Below are 14,609 nucleotides of genomic sequence, written 5' to 3'. Positions count from 1 at the left end.
CAGCCTGGCTTTTGACTTTCGCGGCGGTTTTTTTGCTAAGACCACCTCTCCCCCGCTTTCGGCGGCGGAGAGGAAGAAGAAGCGGCGTAGTGTTTGGGAACTCGCTTTGTTTTGTAAGATCATGATAACATCAGAATAAAGATGGGAAATGTGGTTGGCGAGGGCGCCAACCACTGCACGCGAGGGCGCGTGCGCTCCCCGGGAATAAAAATCAGCCTCCTGCGTTTCAGAACAGTGTCAAGCTGCGCACTTCCGTGCCCGGATTGTAATTGGCGAAGGCAAGCCGGGAAAATAAAAAAGGCCGGTGATTGCTTATGCAATCACCGGCCCTGGAAAGACGACTTACTATGGCGTGTGCACGCGGAAGTAGAGTTGTTTGCTCAAGGTATTAGTCGTATATGGGGAGGTTGCGCCGGGCACGACCGCATAAGGTCCGGTGGCATTCGTGGATGAGAGCAGGATGCTGCTGGTTGGACTCCAGGTGATCACGACATTGGTGCCTGAAGGCTGAACGGTCAGGGTGGGATGAGTCACAGTGGAGCCGATGACTTGCGCGGCATCGAACGGCGCTTCACCGGAGAAACCGCTGATCGCGTTGGTATCGGAGATATAAGTCACAGTGACGAGGCCGGTGGGATCAGGTGTCACTCCCCGGAAGAAGACATAATTATCTCCTTCGGCGAAGGTGCAAGTGCCATTGGCGATGGCGTTGCCGCCGATGACGGAACCGTTTTCGGCATCGTTCGTGCCGCCGTCGGCCACGCCGCCATTGATGGGGTTGATGCTAAAGATGGAACCGCGGTTGCCATCGTAGTTGCCCGCATAGAGATAGATCGTATAAGAACCTTGCGGGAGACCTTTAAACTGGATCTGGCCTTCCGGCTGCAACGAAGTGCCGATACCGGGGGAGCCGGCATTGACGGCATCCTCAAACGCGAGCAGGTAGGATGGCGTGCCCTGAGTGGTATTGGCGGTGGCGCCATTGTTGAAGCCGTAAGTCAGGGTTGCCGTGACCAAGGTCTGGTTACTGGTGGAAGAAAGGGCCGGAGCCGTGGCCGTGCCGGAAGCCGCCGGGAATGGGTTCCAGACGTTATTGCCCGGATCGCTGTAAGCGCCCTGGCCGACATAGACATTGGTGGCGACGTTATTTTGCGGAACCGCGAAGTTCACCACGAATCCAGAAGGCGGCGGGACAAAGGTTTGACCCACCAGAGTAACTACGCTGCTGGTGACTGCCCCGACGCTGTTAGTGATGACCAAATCGTATTTGCTGGTTCCCGCAACGGTGGTAACCACCAGATTGGAGGCGGTGGCGCCACTAATGGCATTCGTTCCGTTATACCATTGATACTTCAAAGTTGCGGCCCCGGCGACATTCGCGCTGTACGTGATCTGATTGCCGACATAATTAGTCGCAAAAGCGGGCGTGGGCTGCGAGAGGATCGTGGGAAGCTGGCTGATGGTAACGACCGTAATACTGCTGGTGACGGCTCCATAAGCATTGGATACCACCACGCTGTAATTGCCGGCGTTGGCCAAGATTGCGTTGGTGATGACCAAAGTCTGGTTGGTTGAACCCACGATATTTCCAGGAACTTCCGATAGCTTGGTGCTGCCCTGGAACCATTGATAACCAAACGGAGCCGTGCCGCCGGGCGTGACGCTGAGCGATCCGCTGCTGCCCTGACCGATGGTTATAGAGGCGACAGGTTCGTGAGTGATGAACGGCAGGATGTCAGCCGCATTATAAAGCGTCTGCACCTGGCCCGAGGTAAGCGCGGTGGGGAAAAACGCCACTTGAGCAATTTGGCCGGGGAAATAGCGCTGCTGGGAACTGTTCCGGTCACTGGTGGTATAGTCCGGAGCACCGCCAATCAGAAGATCCTGGAATGTGCCTCCCAAATTTCCGACTCCGCCCTGGGTGCTCGCGACTTGCCCGTCAACATACATGGTGGCGGTAGAACCGTCGGATACGCCGACGATTTGATGCCACGCTCCGTCGTTGTAGTTCACCGTGCTATTCAGTTCAGGACCCGCGCCGGGATTCCAGCGGGTATGACCGCTGTTATCGAGCGAAAAGCGCCAGCCAGAATCACCGCGTCCGATCATGGTCTGGAACCGGCCGTAGCAATCGGCGGGATTGGAGCGAAACCAGGCCGCCACTGAGAAGGGAGTTGTGCCCGTCGGATCAAGGGGGGAACCTGATAGAGTCCCCTGCCCGACATCCACCGCAGCGTCCAAGCCATTGACTTCGACAGCTACGCTTTGAGCACCGAAACCAGCCACGGGCGCGCCCGGCGTTGCCGCAATGGTTCCCGGTTGATACAGACCCTGGCCCGCTGAGCCCATGCTTCCGTAATTGGCGGCGATGGGGAAGGTGCTGCTGTCCGGCGTTGTATAAGCAGGTTCATCAAACCGCAAATAAACGATGGGATTGGAGCTAAGAACATCGGCTTTATAGAGGTTCGTGTTCGAGGCCGTGGCATCGGCATAATGTTTGGCGATGGCGGCGGCGGATAAAGCGTTCGTGTAAACCGCCGCTTCATCTACGGAACCATTGAACACCTGGCAGTTGAAGCCGATGGCGTTCGCCGCGGGAAAGCCTTGACTGATGATGGAAAAGCTCTCGTTGATATTTCCGATGCAGAGAGGATTGATCGTGTCCGGCGCAAAATTTTTGCCGTTTACCGCAGCAAACTGATAGGCGCCAGAGGCGCTGGTGATCGGCGACTGATTGGCTGCCCAGACGCTATTGGTGGATTGCGGTGTGCCGGGAACCGTGGTGGCCGCCAGAACGCCGTTGGTATAAAAATTGGCGTTGGTGCCATCATAGGTAACGACGAGATGGAACCAAGTGGGCGTCGGTTCGAGGAAAGGAACATCGAACTCCAGCGAAGGCGTGTTGCCATTATTGCCGCCGAAGAAATCAACGACCCAGGTGGCGTTGGTTTGCAATTGGATGGGACCAGTATAAGGCACTCCGCCATACCAGCCGACCGGGAAACCAAGAGTATTCACACCGGCCATAGAAAGCGTGAAGCCGTAGGTATTCCCGGAGGCGTCACCATTTTCCGTGTAAAACAATCCACCGCCGCCGATTTTGATCAAGCCGGCCCATTCTGAACTGGAAAAACTTCCGCCGGTTGTGTCATTGGGATCTCCGCCTCCCGGCATCACCCATATTTCCGCCGTGAAGGCATTGCCGACATTCAAGTCGCCATTGATCTGCGGGATAAGCAGGTAACCGCTATTATCATTGGCGTTTACACCGCCAGCAAAGCCAGCCGAGGCATCGCCATCACTGGTGACGCCGGTTTGCGGTCCATTGAATAGATTTCGCTGGCCGTAAGTGCCGTCGCCCACGGGATAGTAAGGATTATTATAGTAGCCGTTGGCTTTTGCTCCCAACACACCCGAGTTAGTCGCGACAAAGGCCGCGGGAGGCTGGACGGTTTCGTTGAGAGGCCAATAAGCAACGGGGCTTAAGGCTACCACGGCGTTGGAGTATTGGGCGTTGGCCGCGCCGCCGGCGAGCGCGGTTATCAATAGGCAGGTTGACAGGTATTTTCGCATAGGTTTCTGAGTGCTGGTTGGTTGGCTTTCCGAAAAGACTGGGTTGGTGGTCAGGGCGGAGAAATTCTGGCTTCGACCCAAATGATGTCATCCCTAACGCCAGTTACTGTAAGCGGCAGGTACGAAGAGGATTGACGGACGGGCTGATCGGTATTAGCGGTGTTGACCCACTTGTGAACTTCGGCGTGACCATCGGCAAACGCATAACCCGCAGCGCCATTATGATAGGAAGCCGGCAAATCACCCCAAACATTGGTTTCGGCGTCAGCATCGGGAGTGCATTGAAAACCATCATTAATGCTGTCGGGATGCTCATCATTGAACACCCAAGTCAGGGACGGATTTCGCACATCAGACATTTTAAGAAAGTTGGGCCAGGTATCGTCATAGGTCTTGATGACCGGCAAAGTGGTTGATTTATTCCCGAACGCAAAGTTCATGGAAATACTTCTGACGCGCGGAGCGGTCATTCCGGGAGCGATGCTCTTATCGGCCGGACAATGATAGATTTGGTAGTTTTGAGTATAACGGCCCATCTGGCCCTGAAGCATTTTGACCCAATTCGTATTGTCACTGGAGTTTAACCAAGACAATTCGCCATACACCCAACTGTTCATGCTGGTGTCTCCGCCAATATTATTCGGGAGGCCGTCTGCGAAATCGCCCGCATATATATGCAAGGCGAAAATCATTTGCCGGGAATTATTTATGCACTGGATGGCCTGGGCTTTTTGCTTGGACTTGGCGAGGGCGGGCAACAGCAACCCGGCCAGGATGGCGATAATCGCGATAACTACCAATAACTCAATGAGGGTAAAGGCGGAGCGCTGGCCGCGAAAAAATGATGAGTTACGGCTCGGGCTTTGAAAATTTGAAGTTCCGTCCGCAGGCATACTCATTTCGTGACGGCTATGGGTGGTCGGCTTCATAACCGGGTTACAACCTGAAGGTGGAATGAAACAGTGGACTTTCATTTTATATGAAACTACAGCGTATAGCGGCCCGCGATGATGAAATCGCGAGATACTTTGCAATATTACATCAGCCTGCCAATTCAACGACTTAGAAAGCAGGTCTCTGCCGCAAAGAATACTTTTACCACCAACCGTTCAGAGATCTCTAAAGTCCATCCGGCAAACCCAAAGGTTTTCGGAACGATTAGAAACGGCTGGTTAGTAGAAATTCACAATAAAGTTACGCTACTCCTTTTTCATCCGCGTTCAAAAAAAAACAACTTGTTTTAAAATAAAACAAGTTGATACTTGTTTGCTCTGTAGAAAGCATCATGACATTAGAGATAAAGGCGAGAAATGTGTTTGGCGGGACGCCAAACAGGGCGCATCTTGACACTGCCCCCAAATGGCAGGACGGCTGCGCTGCCGCGCAGCCCTACCATGCGCCAGGATATCAGTTGCCCCTGCGGGGCTGCGAGCGGCCGCGCTGCAGGGTTTTATCTCGGCAGTGCGCGGATGCGCCCCGCCAAACACCGCACGCGGGACGCGTGCGCTCCCCAAAACCTACTTCGGTTGCACTCACGAATGAATGGGGAATTCCGTGTTTTCTATAGAGACCAAAGACCACCTCTCCCCGGCCCTCTCCCCCGCTGGCGGCGGCGGAGAGGGAGAAGACGCGTCGCGATGTTTGGAGACCCGCTTTGTTTTGTAGAGATCATGATAAACGTCAGATTAAAGATGGGAAATGTGTTTGGCGGGACGCCAAACACTGCACGCGGGACGCGTGCGCTCCCCCAAACACACTTCAGTTTCACGTCCGGACAAATTGAGAATTCCTTGGTTTCTACAAAGCAATACTTGTTCAGATGGTCAAAGCGCGGCGCCGATGGTGGCGCCGGGAACATATTCGAGGCGGACGCGGACGGACTTGCGGCTTACCCGGCCACTTTCAATCAACTCCATGACGCGCACGGCGAGATGGCGCGCGAAGACCCGGGAATTGCATTGGTAATGGCACAAGGGTGGATGCAACTCGACAAACCAGCTATCGCTCGGCAGGGAAACCAGCGAGACATCATTCGGTGAACGAATGCCGCGAGAGACCAGCCACGACAAACACGTCAGCACCTGGGATGAACTGGTGAAGACCAAGGCCTTGGGTTGTTGTTTGGAGGCGAACGCATTATCGAGGGAACGGGCCACCGATTGAGGCGTTTGATCGTCATAGAAAAGCAAGAGGCGTCCTTTGGGCTCGAGGCTCGCCAAGGCGCGCCGCAAGCCTTTTTCGCACATGATCATGCCGGGATAATTTTGTTCGCTGCGGAACAAGGCGACCACGCGATGGCCGTTTCGTCCGAGTTGGATTCCCGCGTGAAAAGCGGCGGCTTCCCAATCGTTGACGACATAGGGCAATTTCACGTCGGCAAAGGGGCTGCCGTAAATGAAAGTTGGAATGCCTTTTTTCTCGAACCAGCGCTGCATCGCTTCGCTGTTCATGTAAAGGATCCACGCGGCGGACGGATGTTCGTGAACGAGTTGTTCCAGTTGATGTTCCGGGTTCGCGAGGTGAAAGAGGCGCGAGGACAGAAACCGGAGGCTGCGCCCCTGCTCGCTGAGTTGTAATTGCAGGTCTTCCAATTCGAGAAGAACGATCCGGTCCACGACCGCATAGGGCGAGAGAAAGGTCACGGGCAGTTGCTCGGAGGTTTTGTGCGACGCCACGCGATGAGGGATGACGGCACGGCGCCGGCCCTGGCGCGGCGCGGTGAGCCAGCCGTCTTTTTCGAGGAGCTTCAACGCCAGCCGCAAGGTGTCGCGGCCAATCGCCAGTTGCTCTTTTAGCTGGAGTTCGCCGGGTAGGTTTCCAGCAAGGCTGCCGTCTTCGATTTCTTTCATCAGCGCAATGGCGGTCTTGCGCACCAGGCTGGTTCGTTCAGGCCGGTTTTTCATGCGTGCGGGTCAAATAATTTTACCACGCCACGTGGAGTTGGGCGGGCGCGATGCCTTCGGGGTCTTCGCGTTCGGCAAGCGATGTGGCAATCGCGGCGAGTGAACGCGAAACTTTGCCTTCAAAAATTTTTCGGCCACCGGCGGTCACTTCGATGGGTTCGTCCAGATTTACCAAATTGTCCGAGAGTCTCAGGTCGAGGGCGCCGGTCGCAGGCTGTTCGATCTGAATGGTTTGCCCGTCAACGTGCGCAGCGAAAATTTGATTTGGTTGAATGGGATCGGTGGCATGCTCCAGCCAGTAGAAACGGCGGTGCGCGACATCTGCATCTTGTTTCCAGACAACGCGTTGAGGCCATACTGCGCGCGAATGCGCGGCCATGCGCGGGATTGCCTCGGATTCGCGATTTTGCATGTTGTGGGAGAGGCCGGGATAAACGGTGCAGCGATGAAAATATCCCGAGGGGTCGCTCGCTTGCAGCACGTCCATTTTTGCGCTGAATTCCCGGACGACGATGTTGCGGTTGTAGGCTGAATCTTCGCCGCCCATGTAGAGAAAAAACGGCAGGTTGCGCAGGCCTTCGGGCGTCGTCTGATTTGGATGCCCGGCACACATGGTGGCCGCGGCGAAACGATCCGCCATGCGCGGGGCCAGTCCATAAACTCCATCGCCGCCGGCGGAATAGCCGATCAAATAAACACGATTGGGATCCACGCCGCGTTGCGTCACCATGTCCGCGATCAATCGGTTGAACAAGTCATCCACCGGTTTGACGAACCACATGTTCCACGCGTCCACCGGCGCGCGGGGAGCTACGTTGATGCTGCCGGCGGGGAATTCGTATCGTCCCCAGTAGCCTTTCCAATTACGATCATTTTCCTCGGTGGTCGCCTGCCCGCCTCCGTGCAGTGTGATCCACAACGTCCGTTTGCCGAAGGGCGCGTCGCCAAAAGTTTTTTCCATCCATTTCAAATGATTATCGCCGATGGTGATTTGTTTGGCGGACAATTCGACCTGGGCGTCCTTCGCTTCAGCTTGCTTGACCATTTCCCAGGCGAAGATCGAAAGTCGTTGTGATTCGGCGCGGGTCAGTTGCAATTCCGGCACGGCTCCACGCTCCGTCAGTGGATGTTCCAGCCACGCTTCAGCCACCAGAATATTCGTGGACACCGGCGCGAGACTTTCCCACGCGAGATCAAAGGTCTGCGACCTCGCGCACGCGGCGCAGGGAATAATTTTTTCCCGAACTTCCGCGCCGCGCACAAAACGAAAGGCGACGCTTACGGCTTCGTCGGGCAACTTGAATTCGGGCATGTCATTGAGGTCGGCGGTTTCGGGACGCGTTTGTTCAGTGGACATCAAAACATCCGACGCGGAACGAAGTTCGACTTTGCTCACGACGCGCGATCGGCCATCCCGCTCGCGAAGCCGGACGTGCACAACTTTAAAAGCCGGGTTCGCTGGCGGCACGAGCGACGCGTATCGCGAAGACACCTTGACTCCGGGAACTTCGCGCGAATCCAAATCCCACGACATCGGAAAATAAGTTCCGGTGTGCCGCCAACTCGTCGCATAAATCTGATTAAGAAAATTTGTGCCCGCGACGGTCACTGCGGCATCGCCGTTGAACCAACCTTTGTCCGGGCCTGCCTTGTCGTATTCATCCGCGCCCAGGAAATGCCAATCGCCGTCCCAGAATTCCACCCACGTATGATTGCCTTCCTTTTGCGCCCACTGGGCGACGCCCGCGATTCGCGCCGGCACGCCCACCGCGCGGCAGGCATCCACGAGGATGATCGCGAGGCCGGTGCAAGTCGCCTTGCCCTGCGCGATGGACTCCGCCGGGCTTTGATTGTTGCGCTTGCGCGTGACGTTGTAATGAACATTGATGAGCTTGAACAAATCGCGGTTCAGAACTTGCGCGGCGTCCGTCGCCGTTTTGCAATCGCGAACCAAATTGGTCGCCATGTGGTAAAAATTCGGGCGCCACTCATCGCGAGGCTCGTCGAGCGATGCGTAAGGCAAAACATCATTCAAGAACATCGTCTCGGGAATTTTTTGCGCCCAGGGAAATTCTTTGCGCGCCTGCAACGCGAGGTCGAGATTGGTCATCAGAAATTCTTCACTCAACCAACTGCGATCGTGCATCGGCATATTGTCCACTAGGAACCACGCCGCACGCCGCCCGGCATCGCCGTGAACTTCCCCAGCATGGGTAACGAATGTTTCCGTTTCGAGCGGCAACGGTTCGTCCAATGCCAGCAACCGATCCTGCCGCACTCGCCAAACGTGCCGGTTGGTTGTGTCCCCAAACGACACAGCGCAAACGTAGCCATCCGCCGTGGGAGTGAGTTCCGGCGATTCCACGCCCGCCGGCAAGTTGTTCGTCTTCCAGCCAAGTTCGTTTAAGCTTTGCGCCCAGCGAGAATGCTCCCGCCAAAAATCCCGTTGCGCATGATAGATATCCAAAGCCGCGTCACGGGCGAATTTACCGGGAATAACCAAAGCGGGATCGCCGTTATTTTTTGAATCGCGCGTGAATTGCACCAGGCCCCACATTTCCGGTCGGTGCATGTCCACAACTCCCGTGGGTGACCAAACCCAATTATCCTCGGACACACCGGGAATTTTTTTGTAGATGCCGTTGTTCGTGGAGATCTGCCATTCGACGCGAGAAAAATTCACTCGCCACTGTTCGCCTTCATTCGGCGCTCCCGGATGACGCGCGTATTCACCGAGAACTTTCCACGGAAACGCAATTTCCACCGTCCAACCTTGATCCACGTCCGCCGGATTATTGATCGAGCCCTGCACCTTGACCGCAGTTTTCAAGCCGGGAATATTCCATTCGTTGTGCGGTCGTCCCTCGTCAATATACGGTTTGTCGAGCCGCAAATCCCAACCGGCGTTTAGCGCGTTCATTTCAAACTCATAGTAATTATGCGTGCTGCCCTTGGGATCCATGAAGACCTCGAAATCCGGATCTTGAAAAATCACCTCGTCATGATTCGTGATGGTCGCCCACACGTGCGGCTCCTCGATCTGCGCGGCCACATAAAGATAATTTTCGTCCCACAATAATTTCGCGCGCGTGTGGAACCGCGGAGCCGCCTTGCCCGCGCCGGAAATATCTGCAAAATTGCTGGACCACGCGGCTTGTGCCCAATCCGCTTTATTCAAGTCACCATCTATCGTGAGCGGATGATCAATGTGCCGGCACAAATAACCATTGGGCACAATGGTTTCCATTTTATGCCACTCGGCCTGTTCACTCGCCGAAGAAGGAAACGCAGCCATAACCAAGATCCCAAAGAATAATCCTGAGAGGTATCGAATATTCACGCGCGATACTCTAACACCGGCAAGTTGCTTTTGGCGAGCAATCACTCTGCGCTTGTGTAACTCAAACTCGCGACCCGCCGGTGACAGATAGTTGAAAGCAAACACTTTCACTACCAGAACCAACACTTTACTACACTTCTGCTGATAGTTTTGCCAGTAGTTGGCCAGATTCGGAAGACTTTTTCCTCAATGCTGAAACAGCGTTCCGTGTCAGCGTTAATTCTTACCGTGAATTTGTGGACGTCATGGCCGGCCACTCCTGAATTCTTCTAAAGCGACAAGAGGCCGAATCTGTCCGCGAAACAGACTAGCTTCCGCCCGGTTTATATTCCTAAAAAAATTTGGCGCATCCTGCGAGTCATTTGGCGCCTCGTGCTAGTTACATGCGTGACGGGTTGAGGTAGTTTATTCGTGTCAATACCGCCGGATGGTCCGGTGGGAATGACAAACAAAAACGAATATGAAAAACATCTGGTTCATTACTGGCAGTTCGCGCGGCTTTGGCCGTGCTCTTACCGAAGCGGTCCTTGAGGCCGGTCATTGCGTCATCGCCACGGCCCGTCGGCCCGAACAACTCGACGATCTCGTGGCACGCTATGGTTCACAAATTCGCCCCGTGAAGCTCGACGTCACCTCGCCCACGAACGCGGAAAAAGCAGTCGCCTTTGCCATCGAAGCTTTCGGCCGGATTGACGTTCTCGTTAACAATGCCGGATATGGTTTCTCAGGCGCATTTGAAGAGATGAAGCCCGATGAATTCGCCGCCCAAATGGACACGAATTTCTGGGGCGTCGTCCACGTCACGCGCGCGGCCCTTCCCATCCTTCGTCGTCAGGGCCACGGACATATCATTCAGATCACATCCATCGGCGGTCGCATCGGCGTGCCCGGCTTGTCGGGCTATAACGCTGCGAAATTCGCCGTGGAAGGTTTCAGCGAATCGCTCGCGCAAGAGATCAAGCCGTTGGGCCTTAAGCTCACCATCGTTGAACCGGGTGGGTTCCGCACCGATTGGGCGGGCAACTCAATGGCCTACGCCACACCCATCGCGGCTTACGCCCCAACCGTCGGTGTCATGCGCAAACACATGGAAGCCCACACGGGACATGAGCCGGGAGATCCCCGCAAAGGCGCCGCCGCCATTTTACAGATCGCGAACCGGTCAATGCCGCCGTTGCGACTGCCACTTGGCAATGACGCGATGGCCCTGGGCCGCCGTGGCTACCAGCAAAGTCTCGATGAGTTGGATCGCTGGGCATCGCTAACTCAATCAACAGACTTCGACGGGGTAACAGCATCTGTCCCTAACGCCGCAGTTTTGGAAGTCCTCGGCAAAGCCTGATGGAAATAAACATCGGCGATTTCCAAACACCACATCTATCCCTATATTTGCAACATGCCTTCTCAAGTCTCGGACAAATTCAAAGCCGCCAACGCGTTCTGGCACGGCTTGAAAAAGCTCGGACTCACGCCGGCGACGGTGCTACGCCAAAGTCGGCTGCCGGTCAGCCTTTACGATGGCGTGAAGAACCTTGTGACCACCGCCCAGTTCTTCGCCCTTTGGCGCGCGGTCGGTGAACTCAATCCCGACCCCGCCGCAGGCTTGAAACTCGCGAGCCAACTCGAACCTGAACATTACCATCCGGGAACCCTCGCCGCGCTTCACGCCCGCAATTACCGGGATGCGCTTGAACGCGTCGCAAGATACAAGCAACTCTGCTGTCCCGAAGAGGTTCATCTTACCTCCAAGGGAGATGAGTGCATCATCGAGACGGTTTGGCTGTATCCCGATGGTGACATACCGCCGCTGCTCACAGATGCTATATTCGCGTCATTCGTCGAGCTTGGTCGCCGCGGTACCCAGACCCAGCTTCGGCCCAAGCGAGTGGAATTAAAGCGTGCGCCGGAGTCGAGTGGCGTCCACGAGAAGTTTTTCAAATGCCCGGTGAGATTCCGCTTGCGACGCAATGCGCTGGTTCTTAACGCTGCGGACCTCGACCTGCCGTTCGCGACCCACAACGCCGATCTCTTGGAAATGTTGAATCCGCAACTGGAAAAGGCTTTGGAAGGGACAAAGGCTAAAACCAAGGTCGGCGATCAGGTAAAGTGGATTTTAAAACGTCTGCTCTCAGGCAATCGTCCGGACATTTTACTCGTGGCCAGGGAACTCGGGATGAGTGCGCGCACCTTGCAACGCCGCATCACCGATGAAGGCGCCACCTTTCGTCAACTGCTGCTCGAAGCCCGGCAGGAACTCGCACGCCAATACCTCACTCAATCCTCGATGGAAATCAACGAAGCCGCTTACCTGCTCGGTTACGATGATCCGAATTCTTTCTATCGCGCTTTCAAAAACTGGGAGGGGGCCACACCCGGCCACTGGCGGTCGTTGAAGCGCGCAGCGGCACGTTGAAGGACAAAATTTCAATTAATGTCGTCTCCACGTCCTCAACGGTCCTCAAGCCTTTTTGCCCCGCGTTTTTTGCCGGGGACTATATTCCCATCAGCGCAAACCTCCTTGGTGCTCTTTTTAGTTTGCCCTTGTGCAGATCGCTTTCAGAGTGTTGCCTCGACCAGCGGCTAGGCCACTGGATTCCGACCATATTGCGTCAGCAGTTGCGCTGCCAAGCCCGATTCAAACGCTCCTTTAAGAAAGCGGAACGGCATCGGAATCCACGCCAGCAGAACAGCCGTTTGCTGGCATTTCTGCTGGCACTCACATGTGAAGGGGTTCCAAACCGCGCAGTTCCAACTGCTTTAGTTTGGTGCCGGTGGTCGGACTCGAACCGACACGACTTTTTACGGTCCCAGGATTTTAAGTCCTGTGCGTCTGCCATTTCGCCACACCGGCGGCATTGATCACAAACCACTTAAATATGCGTCGGCGACCGCACCTTGACTTCGTGCCGCTGTGGCAAGAGGAAACTGGATGCACCCTAGGTAACAGTCCAGTCATAATCATAAGCATCGTTCGCATGCAGAGGCAACCTATCAGAAGGTTCAGGATCTTCGCAAGCGGCCAATTCGAGGGCTTTAGCGCCGCAACCGCAATTTCTATGCCCCGTTGGCCTTTCGAAAACAAACAAGGGTTGATTTTCATTTCTCGCTACGGCACTGCAAATAATTGATTCAAGATTTTTGATGAAGACATCGGTCGGAACGGTCACCACTCGGCATCGGTAATCATCACAACCCTTGAGGCTGTCGAATTGTTTACCAATCCGTTTCTCGATAGTCTTTTAGGAACTTCCCCCAGATAGGTTGACCGGTATTGAATCCAGCGAAAATCGGATCAACGATCCGCGCAGCCCCGTCCACAATATCCAGTGGCGGATGGAACGCATGATCTTTGATTTTGCGCGCAGCAATCTCTATTGGATCTTCGTCGGTGACCCACCCGGTATCCACCGCATTCATGTGGATGCCGTCGGCTTGATAGTCGGCGGCTGAAGTGCGTGTCATCATGTTCAGAGCAGCCTTGGCCATGTTCGTGTGCGGATGCCGGGTCGTCTTCCACCGGCGGTAGAACTGGCCTTCGACTGCCGAGACGTTCACGATATGCTTATCCCTTTCCGGAGACCTGAGCATGAGCGGTTTCAGCCGCGCATTCAGTATGAATGGCGCAACGGCGTTCACCAGGTGAACCTCAAGCAATTCCACCGCCGAAACCTCGGACATCGTCAGCCTCCAGGAATTGCGGCCGCGCAGATCTATCTGTTGAAGATCCTGGTCGAGCTTTCCTTCAGGGAACAGTTCCTTTTTTGCCGCCTCTTCTTCCGGCAGAAGCACGACCTGGGACAACTCTGCGGCGCGGGTGATTCCCACAGTCTCGGGAAGCGGGTTGTAACTTCGCAGACCCTCGTAATCTCCGAGAAGTTTGCGGGCCGGGCCGGGCATGGCTTCAACCGGACCTTTCTCCGCCGCCATCATATGTTCATAAAACCCCGGCGGACGGCGAACCGTCTGGCACGCATTGTTGATGAGGAAATCGAGACGAGGTTGCGTCTCAAGCAGGTGGCGAGTGAAGGCATCCACGCTGGGTGTATGGCGCAGATCGAGACCATAGATTTTTAACCGGTCACACCAGTCCTTAAAATCTGGCTCGGCTGCATAGCGCAAGGCTGCGTCTCGGGGAAATCGCGTGCATACAATCAGCTCCGCCCCGGCTCTCAAAAGCTTGATGCCCGCTTGATACCCAATCTTCACCCGTCCACCGGTGAGCAGCGCCACCCGCCCCTTCAAATCTGCCGTCTCGGTGCGCTTCTGGAAATTCAGCGCGGCACAGGCGGGACACAACTGATCATAGAAATGGTGGATCGTGGTGTAATCCTGTTTGCAGACGTAACAATGCCGCGGTTCGATGGCTTCGCGAAAGTCGGGATCATCAATGACCTCGTGCTGTTTGAAATTTGCCGGCGGAAACACGTTCGGGGTCAGGAAGACCTTTTCCCGGCGCAGCGCGCGGATGCCGGTTTGATTGAGTCTGGACTGAAGCTGTTCCGCCCTTTCTGCTTTACGAGCGCGGAACGTGGCTTTGACTTGGCGGCGGCGCTCGGAATAATCAGGAAAAAAGATTTTCTGTGCCGCAGAAAAAAGACGCGCCCGGTCGGTCTCAGAGAGCTTGTCCAGCGCGGTGCGGTCAATCGCCACCTTTTCAAGCAGATCGGTTGCTGCCTTTAATTGCAGGGTTAAATCGTTATTCGCATCGGAATCGTGCATCGGGGTGAGTGTACCTAAGAACTTGGCACTTTCGGAGTTTTTTATTTATCCAGTTCCACCTGGACTCCGATAGC

Annotated in this window: 7 protein-coding genes and 1 tRNA gene; 2 read left to right on the top strand and 6 right to left on the bottom strand. The window is 55.3% G+C overall.

All coding sequences use genetic code 11. The features are described from left to right. Nucleotides 1-345: 345 nt before the first annotated feature. The 4 genes from VH413_13465 to VH413_13450 all read right to left on the bottom strand — a co-directional run bounded on the left by VH413_13465 (nucleotide 346) and on the right by VH413_13450 (nucleotide 9,771). Nucleotides 346-3,573, bottom strand: a complete 3,228-nt coding sequence (locus VH413_13465; GenBank protein ID HEX3799699.1) for a LamG-like jellyroll fold domain-containing protein — start codon at nucleotides 3,571-3,573, stop codon at nucleotides 346-348. A 50-nt stretch (nucleotides 3,574-3,623) separates the two neighbouring features. Continuing rightward, nucleotides 3,624-4,502 carry a type II secretion system protein gene (locus VH413_13460; GenBank protein HEX3799698.1) on the bottom strand — a complete coding sequence of 293 codons (879 nt, stop codon included), beginning with the start codon at nucleotides 4,500-4,502 and terminating at the stop codon, nucleotides 3,624-3,626. Between the two features lie 894 nt (nucleotides 4,503-5,396). Then, nucleotides 5,397-6,476: a substrate-binding domain-containing protein gene (locus VH413_13455; GenBank protein HEX3799697.1), complete on the bottom strand. Its 1,080-nt coding sequence runs from the start codon at nucleotides 6,474-6,476 to the stop codon at nucleotides 5,397-5,399. Nucleotides 6,477-6,495: 19 nt separating this feature from the next. Next, the gene (locus VH413_13450) at nucleotides 6,496-9,771 is read right to left on the bottom strand and encodes a sugar-binding protein (protein HEX3799696.1); all 3,276 of its coding nucleotides are present in this window, start codon (nucleotides 9,769-9,771) and stop codon (nucleotides 6,496-6,498) included. A gap of 505 nt (nucleotides 9,772-10,276) precedes the next feature. On the opposite strand from VH413_13450, the gene VH413_13445 reads away from it, so the two are divergent. Continuing rightward, entirely contained in the window at nucleotides 10,277-11,158 is an 882-nt protein-coding gene (locus VH413_13445) for an oxidoreductase (protein HEX3799695.1), read from the top strand. 54 nt (nucleotides 11,159-11,212) lie between these two features. Beyond that, on the top strand, nucleotides 11,213-12,229 hold the full coding sequence (locus VH413_13440; GenBank protein ID HEX3799694.1) for an AraC family transcriptional regulator: 1,017 nt from the start codon (nucleotides 11,213-11,215) through the stop codon (nucleotides 12,227-12,229). A 350-nt stretch (nucleotides 12,230-12,579) separates the two neighbouring features. Here the strand turns inward: VH413_13440 and VH413_13435 are convergent. Continuing rightward, nucleotides 12,580-12,667: transfer RNA gene (locus tag VH413_13435), tRNA-Leu, on the bottom strand. A 362-nt stretch (nucleotides 12,668-13,029) separates the two neighbouring features. Beyond that, nucleotides 13,030-14,535 carry an SDR family oxidoreductase gene (locus VH413_13430; protein ID HEX3799693.1) on the bottom strand — a complete coding sequence of 502 codons (1,506 nt, stop codon included), beginning with the start codon at nucleotides 14,533-14,535 and terminating at the stop codon, nucleotides 13,030-13,032. Nucleotides 14,536-14,609 lie beyond the last annotated feature (74 nt).

It is taken from the genome of Verrucomicrobiia bacterium, from assembly GCA_036268055.1.
Taxonomy (GTDB): Bacteria; Verrucomicrobiota; Verrucomicrobiia; order Limisphaerales; family Pedosphaeraceae; genus DATAUW01.
The sequence above is the reverse complement of the archived record's forward strand: the minus strand, read 5'-3'. Positions and strand labels throughout refer to the sequence as shown.